This window comes from Caballeronia sp. GACF4, assembly GCF_023631025.1.
Taxonomy (GTDB): Bacteria; Pseudomonadota; Gammaproteobacteria; order Burkholderiales; family Burkholderiaceae; genus Caballeronia.
Genome location: NZ_JALQDW010000004.1, coordinates 275,722 through 291,690, shown reverse-complemented (window position 1 = coordinate 291,690; position 15,969 = coordinate 275,722). Strand labels below are relative to the sequence as shown.

The window sequence follows — 15,969 nt, the reverse complement described above, 5'->3', positions numbered from 1 at the left end:
TATTCGTCGATCCGTTCAACTTTTCGCGCAGCGACGCTCCCGGCCGTAGCTTGCGTTCAGGCTCGGCGCGCCGCGCGGATCACGCCCACGACTTCCCCGAGCAAGGTGCACGCACGTTGAATCTGCATCGCGTTGGATACTTCCACGGTGAACTGCATGTAGGCCACGTTGCGCCGGCTTTGCGTCTTCACGCCTATCACGTTGATTTTCTCGCGCGCGAAGACTTCAGTGATGTCGCGCAATAGTCCCTGCCGATCCGCCGACTCGACCGACAAATCCACCGGATACACCGACGACCCACGCCCGTTCATCACCTGCGCCGACCACGTCGTATGCAGCACGCGCTCGGGCGAACGCTGCGCCATGCGCTGGAACGTCGCGCAATCGGACCGATGAATGGACATGCCCTTGCCGCGCGTGACGAACCCCGCGATAGGGTCCGGCGGCGCCGGGCGGCAGCAACGCGCGAGCTGCGTGAGCAACGCATCGACGCCGACGACCAGCACGCCCGTCGATGCCCCGAGCGCCACGCTCTGTCCGCTGCTGCGCTTTTCGAACTGCTCGGGCGTCTCGAGTTCGGGCTCGGGGGGCGGCGTATCGCTCAAGGCCTGTTCGATATTGCGCAGGCTGAATTCGTCCTTGCCGACGACCGAGTAGAGATCCTCGGGCGCCTTGAAGCCGAGCTTGCTCGCGAGCTGATCGAGATTGACCGAGGTCTTCCCTTCGCGCTGCAGCGTCTTTTCGACGATCGCGCGACCTTCCGCGATGTTCTCCGCCGCATCGATCGTGTTGAACCACGCGCGCACCTTCTGCCGCGCGCGCGGGCTGTGCAGATAGCCGAGCTGCGGATTGAGCCAGTCGCGCGACGGGCCGCCCTCCTTCACCGCGACGATCTCGACCGTCTGCCCGTTCTGCAGCGGCGTGTTGAGCGGCACCATGACGCCATCGACACGTGCGCCGCGACAGCGATGCCCAAGCTCGCTATGCAGGTGATACGCGAAGTCGACCGCTGTCGCGCCGTGCGGCAACGCGATTACGCGCGCCTGGGGCGTCAGCACATAGATGTGGTCGTCGTCGAGGGTGGCGTCACGCAACTGCTGCCAACCGGGCTGCTCGCCTTCGACATCGTCCTTCCAGGCAAGCAACTGGCGCAGAAAGGCGATTTTCTCGTCGTACTTCTCGCTTGCCGTGACCTGGCCCGCGTAGCCGCGCGTGCCCGCCTCCTTGTAGCGCCAGTGCGCCGCCACGCCATACTCGGCGAACTGATGCATCTCGTAGGTACGGATCTGCACTTCGAACGCGCGCCCGTCGTCGCCGATCACGACCGTATGCAGCGACTTGTAGCCATTCGGCTTGGGCCGCGAGATGTAGTCGTCGAACTCGCGCGGCACCGGCTGCCACAAGTTGTGCACGATGCCGAGCACGGTATAGCAGTCCTTGATGTCCCCGACGATCACGCGAAACGCGCGCACATCGTTCAGTTCGGAGAAGTCGAGATGCTTGCCGCGCATCTTCTTCCAGATGCTGTAGATGTGCTTTGGCCGGCCGCTGACTTCGGCCTTGATCTGCGCGGTATCGAGTTCAGTTTGCAGCCGCGCGATGGCGTCCGTGACATAGGACTGGCGCTCCACGCGCTTCTCGTCGAGCAACTTCGCGATGCGCTTGTACGTGACCGGGTCCTCGAAGCGGAACGACAGGTCTTCGAGCTCCCACTTGAGTTGCCAGATGCCGAGACGGTTTGCGAGCGGCGCGTAGATTTCCATGGTCTCGCGCGGCACATCGGGCGAGGGATCGATCTTGTTGGCCGCGTGATAGCGCAAGGTTTGCAGGCGCGACGCGAGGCGAATCAGCACCACGCGAATATCCTGCGCGAAAGCAAGCAACATCTTGCGCAATGATTCGACTTGCGCGCGCCGCGCGGCCTGCGCGTCGCGCGTGTTCTCGGGCAAGTCCGCGAGCGTGGCGCGCGAACTGACGGAGCCGAGACGCAAGAGCTTGCGCACATCGCCGACGAGCCGCTGCACTTCCGCGCCGAAGCGCTCCTCGATGACCTTCTCCGGGTCGTCCAGATGCGGCGTCAACACGAAGAGCGCCGCAGCGGCGATCGCGTGAGCGTCGACGTTGAGCGTCTGCATGATGCGCGCCGTGCCTTCCGCGTGCTCGGTGAGCAGTTCGCCCGTCGAGACGCGCGCATCCTTCGCGTGCTCGCGGATGAACGCGAGCGCATCATCGATGGATGGCTCCGGCAAGGTGTCGGCGATAACGGCGGACTCGGTCATGCGCGAATGACTGCTCTTCGGCGAATCTGCTTAGCGCTGCGCCGCCACGACGACGACTTCCACCAGGCATGCGGGGTTCGCGAGCTTCGCTTCGACGGTAGCGCGCGGCGGCGTGTTGCCCGCGGCGACCCACGAGTCCCACACGGCGTTCATCGCGGCGAAGTGCACCATGTCGGAGACGTAGATTTGCACCGACAACAGATGCGACTTGTCGCTGTTCGCTTCTTCGAGCAAACGGTCGATATGGCCGAGCACTTCGCGCGTCTGGCCGGTGATGTCCTGGTCGGTGTCCTCGGCGATCTGGCCCGCGAGATACACGGTGCCGTTGTGGATGGCGATTTCCGAAAGCCGTGCGCCGACGTGATGACGAGTAACTGCCATATGCGTTCCTGTTCGATAAAGATGCAAATTGGGATAAAGCGCCAGGCGCTCAGCCCGATATTATGCCGCGCCCGCGTCATTTCCGAGAAAGAAGGCGCGCGCGGTGGCGATCTGGTCCGCCGCGAGGAAGGCCGGCGCGTGTCCGGTATCCGCCACTTCGACGCTCGTGACCGCCTGCCCTTTCGACACCATTCGCTTGACCGTCTCGCGCGACAGCAAGTCCGAATGCTCTCCTCTCACGACGAGCACCGGCGTCTTGAACGAGGCCAGCGCATGCCACAAGTACGCTTCACCCGCCGCGTTCTGTTCGGGCGTCGACGCCTTGAACGGCTTCGCGATGTCCGGGTCGTAGCGAAAGCGCCACGCGCCGTCCTTCTCGTGCAGAAGCGGCGTATTGATGCTTGCCCACTCCTCGTCCGTGAGATTGCCGAACGAAGCCGCAAGCGCGGCGGCGTGCCGCACGCCTTCATCGAGCGAGGCGAAGCGCGTGGGCTTGCCGAGATATTCCCCGATACGCGTGAGCGCGATGGGCTCGATATGCGGTCCCACGTCGTTGATGAGCATCTTGCGAATCGGCGTATTCGGCAAGCCGCCGAGCGCCATGCCGATGAGTCCGCCCATCGAGGTGCCGAACCAGTCCACCGTTTCCACGTTCAGACGCGCGATGAGCGTCACCATGTCCGCGACGTACTGCGGCACGCCGTAATGGCGCGGGTCGGCGAGCCAGTCCGACAGGCCACGCCCGACGACATCCGGACACACCACGCGATACTCGTTTGCGAGCACCTGCGCCACCTTGTCGAAATCGCGGCCCGAGCGCGTCAGGCCATGCACGCACATCAGCACGCGCGGATTGGCGGGATCGCCCCATTCGGTGTAGGCCATGCGATGCAGGCCGGCCGGGCTCGCACACTGCACGAAACGCTGGCGCGGCACGGCGGCCGCCGGATGTGGCGCTTCGACGACGATGGATGTGCTCATGGGTATTCCTCGCAGGAAGATGTCGAATCGATTGTAAGCGCCGCGCGCGAAACCGACTGAACATCGGCCGAACGGACGACCCCTTGACCACGGTGATCAAAAACAAAGCGGGCGAAGCCTCGCAGCCCCGCCCGCCTTTCCTCGTCGAAAGACGCCGCTTTACTCAAGCCGATTACTTCACGCCGCTGACATCCAACGGCGCGCCGGTCTTTTGCTGAATCTCCTCGGCACTGACGCCATCGGCCAGTTCGACGAGCTTGAGACCATTCTCGGTCACGTCGATCACGCCGAGGTCCGTAATGATGCGATCCACCACGCCCACGCCCGTCAGCGGCAGCGAGCATTCTTCGAGAATCTTGTGCTGGTCGCCCTTCGCGACGTGTTCCATCAGCACGACGACTTTCTTCACGCCCGCTACGAGGTCCATCGCGCCGCCCATGCCCTTGATCATCTTGCCGGGAATCATCCAGTTGGCGAGGTCGCCCGTCTTGCTGATCTGCATGGCGCCGAGAATCGCCAGGTTAATGTGGCCGCCGCGGATCATCGCGAATGAATCCGCCGACGAAAAGATCGACGAGCCCGGCAGCGTGGTCACCGTCTGCTTGCCGGCGTTGATGAGATCGGCGTCCACTTCTTCTTCGGTCGGCGACGGGCCGATGCCGAGCAGGCCGTTCTCCGATTGCAGCCATACTTCCATGCCGTCCGGCACATGGTTGGCAACGAGCGTCGGCAAGCCGATGCCGAGGTTCACATAGAAGCCGTCCTGCAATTCCTTCGCCGCGCGCGCGGCCATCTGGTCACGAGTCCAAGCCATGGTCATTCTCCTTTCGCGCGGACGATACGTTGCTCAATGCGCTTTTCAGGGTGCGCATTCAGGACGAGCCGCTGCACGAAGATGCCCGGCGTATGGATGTGATCGGGGTCGAGCTCGCCCACTTCGACGATCTCTTCCACTTCGGCCACGGTGATCTTGCCGGCCATGGCGCACATTGGATTGAAGTTTCGCGCCGTGCGGCGATAGATAAGATTGCCCGATTTGTCGGCTTTCCATGCCTTCACGATACCGACGTCCGCTGTCAGCGAATGCTCGAGCACGTAATGGTTTTCGCCGAACTGACGCGTTTCCTTGCCGTCCGCGATCACGGTGCCGTAGCCCGTGTTCGTGAAGAACGCCGGGATGCCCGCGCCGCCCGCGCGCAGTTTTTCGGCGAGCGTGCCTTGCGGCGTGAATTCGAGTTCGAGTTCGCCGGCCAGATATTGCCGCTCGAATTCCTTGTTTTCGCCCACGTAAGACGAAATCATTTTCTTGACCTGACGTGTTTCGAGCAGGAGGCCGAGCCCGAAGCCGTCGACACCCGCGTTGTTGCTGATGCAGGTGATGTCCTTCACGCCCGAGTCGCGCAACGCCGCGATCAGCGCTTCGGGAATGCCGCACAGCCCGAAACCGCCGACGGCGAATGTCTGCCCGTCCTTGACGATGCCATCGAGCGCCGACTTCGCGCTGGGATAGACCTTGTTCATCTGATTGTCCCTTCCATTTGTGAACCCGACTGAAAACCGGCTTTTCTTGGCCGCCGTGGCAAGCAAGGCGGCGTTTAGACTTGGGCAAAGATTACGCTTAGCGATCCATCCGGCACAATACGCAAAAATACATAAGTCTCTGCCCGCGCCCTTTGGTTCCGTCCGGGAGCGAAGCACGGGCGCACCTTTTCCTCATGCCTGAACTGGACTACCAAACCGCGTTTCATCTCGCGCCCGTTGGCCTCGTGCTTTCGCGCGAGCGCATCATCGAGGACTGCAACGAGCAGGTCTGCGCCATGTTCGGCTTCGAGCGCGCGGCGCTCATCGGCGAGTCGTTTCAGGTGCTTTATCCGAGTCCGGACGAGTTTGCGCGCATCGGCGAGCGTATTGCCGCGCATATCAGCACGCAAGGCACCTACAGCGACGATCGCATCATGAAGCGCTCGGATGGGGAAATGTTCTGGTGCCACGTCACCGGCCGCGCGCTGGAGCGCGACGCACCGCATGCGGCAGGCGTCTGGACTTTCGAGGATTTGAGCGCGACGCGGCGTGTGGCCATAGAACTGACGCCGCGCGAAAGGGAGATCGCCGCGCAACTCGTGACCGGCAAGACGAGCAAACAAATTGGCCGCGTGCTCGACATCAGCCCGCGCACGGTCGATATCTACCGCGCGCGGCTCATGCGCAAATACGATACGGGCAACGCGACGGAGTTGCTGCAGCGCCTGCTCGGCAACTGAGCGCGCACGCTCATAGTGCGGGCGCAGCCGTCTCGATGATCTGACGAAGCAAGTCCGGCAGCGGCACGGACTTGCCCGCCTTGTAATCCACCCACACGATCTTGGCCGCGCCCTTTGCAAAGAGCTCACCGGGCGCGTCGTCGCGATACAGCTCGAAGTGCGTTTCCAGGCTGCTGCGTCCGGGCTTGCCGACCGACATGCGGCCGATCACGTTGCCCGGATAATGCAGTTGCTGCAGGAATTCCATCGACGCATTGACGATCACCGGCCCTTGTCCCTCGGCGTTCGATCCGACGATGCCGAGCTCTTCGAACCACGAAATTCGCACCTGCTCCATGTAGCGGAAGTAGACGGTGTTGTTGACGTGCCCGAAGGCGTCCATGTCACCCCAACGGATAGGCATGGAAAGTTCGAAGACGGTGTGAAAAGGGTTGTTGCTCATGTTTGCCTGTTCGAGAAAGCGCGCGCGCTCAGAGCGAAAAACCGTCGTCCGCCGAGATGACCGCGCCGTTCATGAACTGCGATTCGTCGGCGGCGAGCAAGAGCAGAAGGCCGTCGAGGTCGCCGGGCGAACCCACGCGGCGGCGCGGCAGCATCGACACGAGCTTCTGGCCTTGCTCGGTTTTCCAGTGATGGTGATTGATTTCGGTGTCGATATAACCCGGGCAGATGGCGTTCACATTGATGCCGTGGCGGCCCCATTCGAGCGCCATGGCCTTGGTCATCTGCACGACCGACGCCTTGCTCATGGCGTAGAGGCCGATCTGCGGAAACACGCGCAGTCCCGCCACCGAAGCCACGTTGATGATGCGATACGCCGGCTTGGCCGCGCCGCTGCCGCGCATGATCATGCGCTTGGCCACTTCTTGCGCCACGAAAAACGCGCCGCGCACATTGGTGCCGAAGACGTATTCGTAGTCGGAGGGCGTGACGTCGGTCAGCTTCTGCGTCGTCGAAACACCCGAATTATTCACGAGGATGTCGATGGTACCGGCTTCCGTCTCCGCATGCGCGACCGCGGACTTGATGCTCTGATAGTCGGTCACGTCCAGCGACACGACATGCGCCGCGCCACCCGATGCCTCGATTTCCGCGCGCAATTCCTTGAGACGCTCGGTGCGACGGCTCGCCAGCACCACTTTCGCGCCGGCTTGCGACAGTACTTGCGCAAAACGCTTTCCAAGTCCACTGGACGCGCCGGTAATCAGCGCGACCTTGCCTTCCAGATTGATCGAACGGCCCATTGTGCTTCCTTCTTTTACGGTTGATTCGGCCTTACGCGGCACGCGGCATGCGCCAGTCCGCTAGTGGCATCGACACCGATTTCGCGGCGCCGTCTAGAATAGTACGATCGTACTCGATCAGACAAGGTCGGTTGCAGCCTGCCTGACGTTCGCTGACAATACGCGATCTTAAAAGGCCATTCTAACGGTACAGAGGAGCATTGATGACCCCGGCGAGCCTTATCGAGCAGTACGGTCCCCGCGAATCGATGGAATACGACGTCGTCATCGTCGGCGGCGGGCCAGCCGGTTTGTCGGCGGCTATCCGGTTAAAGCAGCTTGCGCAGGAAAAAGGCGTCGAAATCGGCGTGTGCGTGCTGGAAAAAGGCTCGGAGATCGGCGCGCACATTTTGTCGGGCGCGGTCATGGACCCGCGCGGTCTGTCCGAACTCATCCCCGACTGGAAGGAAAGAAACGCACCGCTCGACGTCGAAGTGACCGAAGACCGCTTCCTTTTTCTCACGCAGGACAGCGCGAAGCAGGTGCCGAACTGGCTGCTTCCCGACAACTTCAAGAATCACGGCAACTACGTCGTGAGTCTCGCCAACGTCACGCGCTGGCTGGGCGCGCAGGCGGAGGAACTGGGCGTCGAGATCTTCCCGGGCTTTCCGGCCGCCGAAGTGCTGTACAGCGACAGTGGCGCGGTGAAAGGCGTCGTCACCGGCAATCTGGGCATCGGCAAGGATGGCGAGCCGACCGAGAACTTCCAGCTCGGCATGGAATTGCACGCGAAGTACACGCTATTCTGCGAAGGCGCGCGCGGGCATCTCGGCCGTCAGTTGATGGACAAGTTCAAGCTCAATCAGAATGCCGATCCGCAGGTATATGGCATCGGCATCAAGGAATTGTGGGAGATCGATCCCGTCAAGCACAAGCCGGGGCTCGTTATCCACACGGCGGGCTGGCCGCTCGATCCCGACACGTACGGCGGCTCGTTCCTTTATCACATGGACAACAATCAGGTGATGGTGGGCTTCGTGGTCGGACTCGGCTATTCAAACCCGTATCTTTCGCCGTTCGAAGAGTTTCAGCGCTACAAGACGCATCCGGCCATTCGCCCGTTCCTCGAAGGCGGCAAGCGCATTTCCTACGGCGCGCGCGCCATTACCGCGGGCGGCCTGATGTCGTTGCCAAAGCTCGTGTTTCCGGGCGGCGCGCTGGCCGGCGACGACGCGGGCTTTTTGAACGCATCGCGCATCAAGGGCAGCCACGCGGCGATCAAGTCCGGCAAGATGGCCGCCGAAGCCGCCTTCGACGCGGTGCAGGCGGGCCGTCAGAGCGACGAGTTGAGCGCGTATCCAGAAGCCTTCGATACTTCCTGGCTCAAGACCGAACTGCATCGCGCGCGCAATTTCAAGCAGTGGATGAGCAAGGGCCTGTACCTCGGCACGTTCATGGTCGGGCTGGAACAGAAGGTCATGGGCGGCAACGTGCCGTGGACGCTGCATCATCAGCATTGGGATCACGAGATGCTGAAGCCCGCGTCGCAGAGCAAGCCGATCGTTTATCCGAAGCCGGATGGCAAGCTGACGTTCGACAGACTTTCGTCGGTGTTCATTTCGAACACGAATCACGAAGAGAATCAGCCGGCGCATCTGACGCTGAAAGACCCGAGCGTGCCGGTGAACGTGAACTTGCGGACCTATGCAGGTCCGGAAGGACGTTATTGCCCGGCAGCGGTGTACGAGTTCGTGAAGACGGACGATGGCGGCGAACGTCTGCAGATCAACGCGCAAAACTGCGTGCATTGCAAGACATGCGATATCAAGGACCCGACGCAGAACATCGTGTGGGTGACGCCTGAAGGCGGCGGCGGGCCGAATTACCCGAATATGTAATCGGGTGAGATGGTGGGCCGCGCGTGGGCGCGGCTGTCGTACGGCGCCGGTCTTGAACCGGCGCCGTGCTTTTATCGGCGAGGATAATGCCGTCGCGGTCAAGCCTGCCGTTCAGAAAAGCGCGATCAACTAGCCGGCGTATGCGCCGCGATCTTCGGTGTGCCGACGACGACATCGCCGTTCTGCGCACGATGCCTCAGCGCGTGGTCCATTAGCACGAGCGCAAGCAGCGCCTCGGCGATAGGCGTCGCGCGGATACCCACGCACGGATCGTGACGGCCGAAGGTCTCGACAGTCGCGGGCGCGCCCGATTTGTCGATCGACTGACGCGCCGTGCGAATGCTCGATGTCGGCTTGATCGCAATCGACACGGTGATGTCCTGCCCGCTCGAAATGCCGCCGAGGATGCCGCCCGCATTGTTGGTCGCGAAACCTTCGGGCGTCATTTCGTCGCCATGCTGCGAACCGCGTTGCGCCACGCTCGCGAAGCCCGCGCCGATCTCGACGCCCTTCGCTGCATTCAGGCCCATCATCGCCTTGGCGATGTCCGCATCGAGTCGATCGTAAAGCGGCTCGCCCAAGCCGACCGGCACGCCGCTCGCGACCACTTCGATGCGCGCGCCGACCGAGTCGCCGTCGCGCCGCAAGTTGTCCATGTACGCCTCGAGTTGCGGCACCACGTCGGCATTCGGCGCGAAGAACGGGTTCTCGCGCACATGTTCCCAGCCGACAAACGGAATGGGAATCTCGCCGAGCGCGCTCATGTAGCCGCGCGTTTCCACGCCGAACTTTTCGCGCAACCATTTCTTCGCGACCGCGCCTGCCGCGACTGTCGGCGCCGTCAGACGCGCCGACGAACGACCGCCGCCGCGATAGTCGCGCACGCCGTATTTCTGCCAGTAGGTGTAATCGGCGTGACCGGGGCGGAAGGTTTCGACGATATTGCCGTAGTCCTTGCTGCGCTGATCCGTATTGCGGATAAGCAGCGCGATGGGCGTGCCGGTGGTCACGCCTTCGAACACGCCCGAGAGAATCTCGACCTGATCCGCTTCCTGGCGCTGCGTCACGTGGCGCGACGTGCCGGGACGGCGGCGGTCCAGTTCGACCTGGATATCGGCCTCGGTCAGGGCCATGCCGGGCGGGCAGCCGTCGATCACGCAGCCGATCGCCGGTCCGTGCGACTCGCCGAAGTTGGTGACGGTGAAAAGCGTGCCAAGGGTATTGCCGGACATGAGCGTCGACCTTAGAAAAGTGCCGGGGAAACCGACATTATGCCAGTGGCATCTAGCGCCGCGCCCCGCGCAACGCCGTCACGATCTGCTGCAAACGTTCCGTCGTCGCCTCTTCCGGCGCGATCGGTTTGCCTACCGCCAGCGTCAGGCGGGTCATGACGCCGCGTTGGATAGGCCGCGGCCAGCGCGCATCTTCATGACGCGAAAACACGCTGCCCCACAAGCCTCGCAGCGCGACCGGCACGACCGGCGCCGGATGCCGCCGCAGGATCTGCGAAATGCCGTGCCTGAACGGATTGATCTCGCCCGTACGCGTGAGTTTGCCTTCGGGAAAGATGCACACGAGCTCGCCCTCTTCGAGCGCTTCGGCGCATTTCTGGTACGCGCGTTCGAGCAATTCCGCGTCTTCGTGCGCGGGCGCGATCGGAATCGCCTTCACATGGCGGAACAGCCAGCCGATTACCGGCGAGCGAAAGATGCGGTGATCCATCACGAAGCGGATCGGGCGCGGACTTTCGGCCATGATGACGATGGCATCGACGAAACTGACGTGATTGCACACCAGCACCGCCGCGCCGCGCGATGGAATGCGCTCGGCATCCACGAGACGAATGCGGTAGAACGTATGCACCAGCACCCAGGCCATGAAGCGCAGCAAAAACTCCGGCACGAGCGAATAGATGTACACGGCGACAACCACGTTGAGCAGCGCGGTCGCGAGAAAGAGCCCGGGAATGCCGACGCCGAGCGCCGTGAGCCCGAGCGCCATCAACGCCGAGACGATCATGAAGAACGAGTTCAGGATATTGTTCGCGGCGATGATGCGCGCCCGATGCGTCGGCTGGCTGCGCGCCTGGATCAGCGCGTAGAGCGGCACGCTGTAGAAGCCGCCGAACATGGCAAGGAGAAAGAGGTCCGCGAGAATGCGCCAGTGCGGCAACGCGAGCAGAAACTCCGCAACGCCGAGCAGATGCCCCGCCGACGCAATCCGATGACTGGCAAAGAACAGATCGATGGCGAACACGCTGATGCCGATGGACCCGAGCGGCACCAGTCCGATCTCGACGCGCCGCTTCGACAGCTTCTCGCACAAGAGCGAACCCGTGCCGATGCCGAGCGAAAACGTCGCGAGGAGAATGGTGACGACATCGGGGTTCGCGGAGAGCACGTCCTTCGCGAAGTTGAAGAACGACGTGAGAAAAGTCGCGCCGACGAACCACAGCCATGAAATGCCGAGCAGGCTCAGGAACACGGTACGGTCGGCTTTCGCGAGCTTGAGATTGCGCCACGTCTCCGAGACCGGATTCCAGTTGATGCGCAAGTCCGGCTGCGACGCGTTGGACTTCGGAATGAAGCTCGATACGACGCGCCCGATGATCGCGAACGCGAGACACGCAGCCGCGAGCACCATCGCCCCGTGTTCGACCGCACCCGCCGCTGCCCCGCCGACGATCGTGCCGATGAGAATCGCGACGAATGTGCCCATTTCCACGAGCCCGTTGCCGCCGACGAGTTCGGAAGCCTCCAGATGCTGCGGCAGATACGCATACTTCACCGGCCCGAACACCGTGGAGTGCACGCCCATCAGAAATGTGCAGACGTATAAAAGCGGCGCGCTATGCAGCACGAAGCCGGCGCCGCCAATCAACATGACGAGAATCTCGAAGCTCTTGACCAGGCGCGCGAGCGTGGCCTTGTCGTATTTGTCGGCGATCTGGCCGGAGGTCGCGGAGAACAGCACGAACGGCACGATGAAGATGGCCGAAATGAGGAACGCGGCCGTGCCCGGATCGACGCCGGAAAAGCGCGCCGCCTGAAACGTGACGAGCGACGTGAAGCCGACCTTGAAGACGTTGTCGTTCATCGCGCCTAGAAACTGCGTCCAGAAGAACGGCGCGAAACGGCGTTCGCGCAAAAGACCGAACTGGCCTTTCTCGTCGTGGCGTGCGGCGCGGGATGCGCGCGACGAGGCACGCGACGGATTTTCACTACTCATGGCTATCTACAAAAATTGATCCGGAGTTGATCGCGAACCGGGCTTGGATGGCGCCGCGCGATCGAATGCGGATGTCACGGGAAAAGAAGCTCGAAGCCTGCAAAGGCGTTCGAGCCGGACGAAAAAAAGCGCGCCACCGGGGCGCGCTTCCATGGGGTGTCACGCGAAGCGTCGAAGCGTTGGATCGGGCAGGTGCTCAGCGCGCTTCTTCCTGTTGCTCAGGCCAGTCGCGTATATACGCTTTCAGCATGCGATTCTCGAAGCCTTGTTCCTCGACGACCGCGCGCGCGACATCATAAAACGAGATCACGCCCATCAGCGCGCGATTCTCCATGACCGGCAAGTAACGCACGTGATGCTCGAGCATCATGCGCCGCACTTCGTTGACGTCCGTTTCCGGCGTGCAGGTGAGCGGATGGTCGTCCATGATCTTGCGGATGCTCGTTGTGCCGACGCTGCCGCCGTTGTCGCGCAAGGTGACGATGATTTCGCGGAAGGTAAGCATGCCGGCCAGATCGCCGTATTCCATGACGACGAGCGAGCCGATGTCATGCGCCGCCATGGCGTCGATTGCTTCGGCGAGCGGCGTGTCGGGCGTGACCGTGAATAGCGCGTTGCCCTTTACTTTCAGAATGTCGCTGACTCGCATGACTGTCTCCTCGCGAAATGCCTGTTCAATTGCCGAACGTTCTTGAAACCATGTTTCGATGCTATCGGAAAGGCCCGCAAAAAGAAAGCAAAGCAGCCTTGTCTAGCCATTCGGATAAGGCTTTGCGGGCCGATTCCCCATTCGATGTGCGCGTGTTCGCCCTAGGTTTTCCCGCGCGAGGCGGATGTTACGATGATCGACCGCTATTTTCCTGACCTGCTCCACACAGGCCGCCAACCATGCCCGCCAACCGCTTCGACACGCTCGCGCTGCACGCGGGCGCCGCGCCCGACCCCGTGACCGGGGCGCGCGCCACGCCGATCTACCAGACCACGTCGTTCACTTTCCGCGATACCGATCACGCCGCCGCGCTCTTCAACATGGAGCGCTCGGGGCATGTCTATTCCCGCATCTCGAACCCGACGGTGGCGGTTTTCGAGGAACGCGTGGCGGCGCTGGAAGGCGGCGCCGGTGCAATCGGCACGGCGAGCGGCCAGGCGGCGTTGCATCTGGCCATCGCCACACTGATGGGCGCGGGCTCGCACGTCGTGGCATCGAGCGCGCTGTATGGTGGCTCGCACAATCTGCTGCACTACACGCTGCGGCGCTTCGGGATAGAGACCACCTTCGTCGCGCCGCATGATCTCGATGCGTGGCGTCGAGCGGCGCGTCCGGAAACGCGCCTCTTCTTCGGCGAAACGCTCGGCAACCCGGGGCTCGACGTGCTCGATATCGCGGGCGTCGCGGAGATCGCGCATGAACATGGCGCGCCGCTGCTCGTGGATTCGACCTTCACCACGCCTTACCTGCTGCGACCGCTCGAACACGGCGCCGACCTGGTCTACCACTCCGCGACCAAGTTTCTGGGCGGTCATGGCACGACCATCGGCGGCGTGCTGGTGGATGGCGGCACGTTCGACTTCGCGGCGAGCGGACGCTTTCCCGAATTCACCCAGCCTTACGACGGCTTTCACGGCATGGTCTTCGCCGAGGAAAGCACGGTTGCGCCGTTCCTGTTGCGCGCGCGGCGCGAAGGGCTGCGCGACTTCGGCGCGTGTCTGCATCCGCAGGCTGCGTGGCAGTTGCTTCAAGGCATCGAAACCTTGCCGTTACGCATGGATAGGCACGTTGCTAATACGCGCAAGGTGATCGAATTCCTGCTGAGTTCGCCGGCAGTCGAAGGCGTGGCTTATCCCGAACTGCCGACGCATCGCGACCATGCGCTCGCCAAGAGGCTTCTGCCGCGCGGTGCGGGCGCGGTGTTCAGCTTCGATCTGCGCGGCGGCGTGCCGGCGGCGCGCAAGTTCATCGAGTCGCTGACGCTGTTTTCGCATCTCGCCAATGTCGGCGATGCGCGCTCGCTCGTCATCCATCCCGCCTCGACCACGCACTTTCGCATGGACGCGGCGGCGCTCGCCGCGGCGGGCATCGGTCCGGGACGTATTCGTTTGTCTATCGGACTGGAAGATGCGGACGATCTCATCGACGATCTCAAACGCGGGCTCAAAGCAGCGCAAAAGGCGGCCGAAAGCGCAGAGAGCGGCAAAAGCAGCGAAGGCTCACGCGCCGCGCCGCTTGGGAGCCGCGCATGATGTTCGATATCGCCGGGCGCCCGGCCTATGCCTACACCGGCGGCAAACCGTTCGATGCCGCCAAGCCAACGATCGTCTTCCTGCACGGCGCGCAGCACGATCACAGCGTTTGGGGCTTGCAGACGCGTTACTTCGCGCATCACGGTTTCGGCGTGCTCGCGCCCGACCTGCCCGCGCATGGCCGTAGCGCCGGGCCCGCGTTAAGCACCATCGCCGCGCTCGCCGACTGGACGATTCACCTTCTCGATGCAGCCCATACGGACAAGGCCATTTTCGTCGGGCACAGCATGGGTTCGCTGATCGCGCTCGATGCCGCCGCGCGCCATCCGGCCCGCGCGCTCGGACTGGCGCTCGTCAGCACGGCCGCACCGATGGCCGTCTCCGACATGCTTCTCGATGCCGCGCGCGAACACGAGCCGGAAGCGATCGATATGGTCAACCAATGGTCGCATTCGACCATCGCCGCGAAACCGTCGGCTCCGGCGCCCGGATTCTGGTTGCGAGGCGTCAACCAGCGCCTGATGGAACGCATCAGCGCTCAAGGCGAGGCGCAGCTTTTTCACACCGATTTCAGCGCGTGCAACGGTTACGCGGATGCGCTCGAACGCGCTGCAACGGTGCAGTGTCCGGTACTCATACTGAGCGGCAAGCGCGATGTAATGACGCCGCCGCGCGCCTCCCGCCCGCTCGTTGACGCGATGAAGCGTGCGAGCGCAACGGTGAGCGCGGTCGAATTGGACGGCGGTCATGCGCTGATGGCCGAGCAACCGGATGCCGTGCTGGACACGTTGTTTGCGTTCGCGCTGAAGTGTGCGGGGGAACGGTAAGCGCTTTCGAACCGATTGACGATTCTGCGCTGTTGGCCGAGGAACCGGACGCGTCGTTTGTCTTGGCGCCGAAATGTGTGGGGAAGCAGTAAGCGCTTTAGGTCCGAGTGACGATTTTGCGCGGATAGCCGAGTAACCGGACGCGTCGTTCGTCTCGGCGCCGAAGTGCATGGAAATCCGGTTAGCGCGTGGTTTGCAATAGTTGAACGCCTCACGCGCATCAAAGCCTTGCATCGCTTGCACCACCACGCGCGCCGTCGCAGAATGAATCTTGCTGGCGCATTCGTCAGGTGGAAGGCACCGCATCGACCGGGAGGCGATCATGGCGCAGACGACACACGGAGAACACTTCGCGAACTTCGCCGAGTTCTATCCGTACTATCTGGACGAGCATCGCAATCTGACATCGCGTAGGCTGCACTTTTTAGGCTCACTCGGCGTGATTGGCTGCATTGCCATGGCCATCGCCACCGGCGACTGGCTCTGGCTGCCGGCCGCCGTGATCTGCGGCTACGGCTTTGCGTGGATCGGCCACTTCTTTTTCGAAAAGAACCGCCCTGCCACCTTTCGCCATCCGGTCTATAGCCTGATGGGCGACTGGGTAATGTTCAAGGACATCTGCATCGGCAGGATCTCGCTTTGAACCGCGC

The 15,969-nt window shown here is 62.7% G+C and carries 15 protein-coding genes; 5 read left to right on the top strand and 10 right to left on the bottom strand.

Features of this window, described 5'->3' with window-relative positions; all coding sequences use genetic code 11:
• Window positions 1-56: 56 nt before the first annotated feature.
• The 5 genes from NCR40_RS05210 to NCR40_RS05190 form a co-directional block, all read right to left on the bottom strand.
• A complete protein-coding gene (locus NCR40_RS05210; RefSeq protein ID WP_250464417.1) occupies window positions 57-2,279 on the bottom strand; it encodes a RelA/SpoT family protein in 2,223 nt (740 codons plus the stop codon).
• A gap of 30 nt (window positions 2,280-2,309) precedes the next feature.
• Window positions 2,310-2,660, bottom strand: coding sequence for a RidA family protein (locus NCR40_RS05205; protein WP_244827697.1), 351 nt, complete (start codon window positions 2,658-2,660; stop codon window positions 2,310-2,312).
• Between the two features lie 60 nt (window positions 2,661-2,720).
• Window positions 2,721-3,641, bottom strand: a complete 921-nt coding sequence (locus NCR40_RS05200) for an alpha/beta fold hydrolase (protein ID WP_250464415.1) — start codon at window positions 3,639-3,641, stop codon at window positions 2,721-2,723.
• Window positions 3,642-3,813: 172 nt separating this feature from the next.
• A complete protein-coding gene (locus NCR40_RS05195; protein WP_244827695.1) occupies window positions 3,814-4,455 on the bottom strand; it encodes a CoA transferase subunit B in 642 nt (213 codons plus the stop codon).
• A gap of 2 nt (window positions 4,456-4,457) precedes the next feature.
• Window positions 4,458-5,162: a CoA transferase subunit A gene (locus tag NCR40_RS05190; protein WP_250508894.1), complete on the bottom strand. Its 705-nt coding sequence runs from the start codon at window positions 5,160-5,162 to the stop codon at window positions 4,458-4,460.
• 194 nt (window positions 5,163-5,356) lie between these two features.
• On the opposite strand from NCR40_RS05190, the gene NCR40_RS05185 reads away from it, so the two are divergent.
• Window positions 5,357-5,902, top strand: coding sequence for a LuxR C-terminal-related transcriptional regulator (locus NCR40_RS05185; protein WP_250464414.1), 546 nt, complete (start codon window positions 5,357-5,359; stop codon window positions 5,900-5,902).
• A gap of 10 nt (window positions 5,903-5,912) precedes the next feature.
• Here the strand turns inward: NCR40_RS05185 and NCR40_RS05180 are convergent, their stop codons facing one another.
• Window positions 5,913-6,344, bottom strand: coding sequence for an acyl-CoA thioesterase (locus tag NCR40_RS05180; protein WP_250464412.1), 432 nt, complete (start codon window positions 6,342-6,344; stop codon window positions 5,913-5,915).
• A 28-nt stretch (window positions 6,345-6,372) separates the two neighbouring features.
• On the bottom strand, window positions 6,373-7,146 hold the full coding sequence (locus NCR40_RS05175) for an SDR family oxidoreductase (RefSeq protein ID WP_244827691.1): 774 nt from the start codon (window positions 7,144-7,146) through the stop codon (window positions 6,373-6,375).
• 203 nt (window positions 7,147-7,349) lie between these two features.
• Here NCR40_RS05175 and NCR40_RS05170 point away from each other — a divergent pair, with 203 nt between their 5' ends.
• The gene (locus tag NCR40_RS05170; RefSeq protein ID WP_250492220.1) at window positions 7,350-9,023 is read left to right on the top strand and encodes an electron transfer flavoprotein-ubiquinone oxidoreductase; all 1,674 of its coding nucleotides are present in this window, start codon (window positions 7,350-7,352) and stop codon (window positions 9,021-9,023) included.
• A gap of 125 nt (window positions 9,024-9,148) precedes the next feature.
• Here the strand turns inward: NCR40_RS05170 and aroC are convergent, their stop codons facing one another.
• From aroC to NCR40_RS05155, 3 genes are all read right to left on the bottom strand, one after another.
• On the bottom strand, window positions 9,149-10,255 hold the full coding sequence (gene aroC, locus NCR40_RS05165) for a chorismate synthase (RefSeq protein WP_250464408.1): 1,107 nt from the start codon (window positions 10,253-10,255) through the stop codon (window positions 9,149-9,151).
• Between the two features lie 52 nt (window positions 10,256-10,307).
• A complete protein-coding gene (locus NCR40_RS05160; RefSeq protein WP_250508893.1) occupies window positions 10,308-12,251 on the bottom strand; it encodes an MFS transporter in 1,944 nt (647 codons plus the stop codon).
• Window positions 12,252-12,447: 196 nt separating this feature from the next.
• The gene (locus tag NCR40_RS05155) at window positions 12,448-12,900 is read right to left on the bottom strand and encodes a CBS domain-containing protein (RefSeq protein ID WP_244827687.1); all 453 of its coding nucleotides are present in this window, start codon (window positions 12,898-12,900) and stop codon (window positions 12,448-12,450) included.
• Window positions 12,901-13,139: 239 nt separating this feature from the next.
• On the opposite strand from NCR40_RS05155, the gene NCR40_RS05150 reads away from it, so the two are divergent.
• From NCR40_RS05150 to NCR40_RS05140, 3 genes are all read left to right on the top strand, one after another.
• The gene (locus NCR40_RS05150; RefSeq protein WP_250508892.1) at window positions 13,140-14,492 is read left to right on the top strand and encodes an O-acetylhomoserine aminocarboxypropyltransferase; all 1,353 of its coding nucleotides are present in this window, start codon (window positions 13,140-13,142) and stop codon (window positions 14,490-14,492) included.
• The gene (locus NCR40_RS05145) at window positions 14,489-15,319 is read left to right on the top strand and encodes an alpha/beta fold hydrolase (protein ID WP_250508891.1); all 831 of its coding nucleotides are present in this window, start codon (window positions 14,489-14,491) and stop codon (window positions 15,317-15,319) included. The genes NCR40_RS05150 and NCR40_RS05145 overlap by 4 nt, the downstream gene beginning before the upstream one ends.
• 322 nt (window positions 15,320-15,641) lie before the next feature.
• On the top strand, window positions 15,642-15,962 hold the full coding sequence (locus tag NCR40_RS05140) for an Mpo1-like protein (RefSeq protein ID WP_244827684.1): 321 nt from the start codon (window positions 15,642-15,644) through the stop codon (window positions 15,960-15,962).
• Window positions 15,963-15,969: the final 7 nt, after the last annotated feature.

What these genes read in the sequence shown, in the direction of transcription:
- NCR40_RS05210 (WP_250464417.1), bottom strand. Translation starts at nt 2,279, where the DNA reads ATGACCGAGTCCGCCGTTATCGCCGACACCTTGCCGGAGCCATCCATC.
- NCR40_RS05205 (WP_244827697.1), bottom strand. Translation starts at nt 2,660, where the DNA reads ATGGCAGTTACTCGTCATCACGTCGGCGCACGGCTTTCGGAAATCGCC.
- NCR40_RS05200 (WP_250464415.1), bottom strand. Translation starts at nt 3,641, where the DNA reads ATGAGCACATCCATCGTCGTCGAAGCGCCACATCCGGCGGCCGCCGTG.
- NCR40_RS05195 (WP_244827695.1), bottom strand. Translation starts at nt 4,455, where the DNA reads ATGGCTTGGACTCGTGACCAGATGGCCGCGCGCGCGGCGAAGGAATTG.
- NCR40_RS05190 (WP_250508894.1), bottom strand. Translation starts at nt 5,162, where the DNA reads ATGAACAAGGTCTATCCCAGCGCGAAGTCGGCGCTCGATGGCATCGTC.
- NCR40_RS05185 (WP_250464414.1), top strand. Translation starts at nt 5,357, where the DNA reads ATGCCTGAACTGGACTACCAAACCGCGTTTCATCTCGCGCCCGTTGGC.
- NCR40_RS05180 (WP_250464412.1), bottom strand. Translation starts at nt 6,344, where the DNA reads ATGAGCAACAACCCTTTTCACACCGTCTTCGAACTTTCCATGCCTATC.
- NCR40_RS05175 (WP_244827691.1), bottom strand. Translation starts at nt 7,146, where the DNA reads ATGGGCCGTTCGATCAATCTGGAAGGCAAGGTCGCGCTGATTACCGGC.
- NCR40_RS05170 (WP_250492220.1), top strand. Translation starts at nt 7,350, where the DNA reads ATGACCCCGGCGAGCCTTATCGAGCAGTACGGTCCCCGCGAATCGATG.
- aroC (WP_250464408.1), bottom strand. Translation starts at nt 10,255, where the DNA reads ATGTCCGGCAATACCCTTGGCACGCTTTTCACCGTCACCAACTTCGGC.
- NCR40_RS05160 (WP_250508893.1), bottom strand. Translation starts at nt 12,251, where the DNA reads ATGAGTAGTGAAAATCCGTCGCGTGCCTCGTCGCGCGCATCCCGCGCC.
- NCR40_RS05155 (WP_244827687.1), bottom strand. Translation starts at nt 12,900, where the DNA reads ATGCGAGTCAGCGACATTCTGAAAGTAAAGGGCAACGCGCTATTCACG.
- NCR40_RS05150 (WP_250508892.1), top strand. Translation starts at nt 13,140, where the DNA reads ATGCCCGCCAACCGCTTCGACACGCTCGCGCTGCACGCGGGCGCCGCG.
- NCR40_RS05145 (WP_250508891.1), top strand. Translation starts at nt 14,489, where the DNA reads ATGATGTTCGATATCGCCGGGCGCCCGGCCTATGCCTACACCGGCGGC.
- NCR40_RS05140 (WP_244827684.1), top strand. Translation starts at nt 15,642, where the DNA reads ATGGCGCAGACGACACACGGAGAACACTTCGCGAACTTCGCCGAGTTC.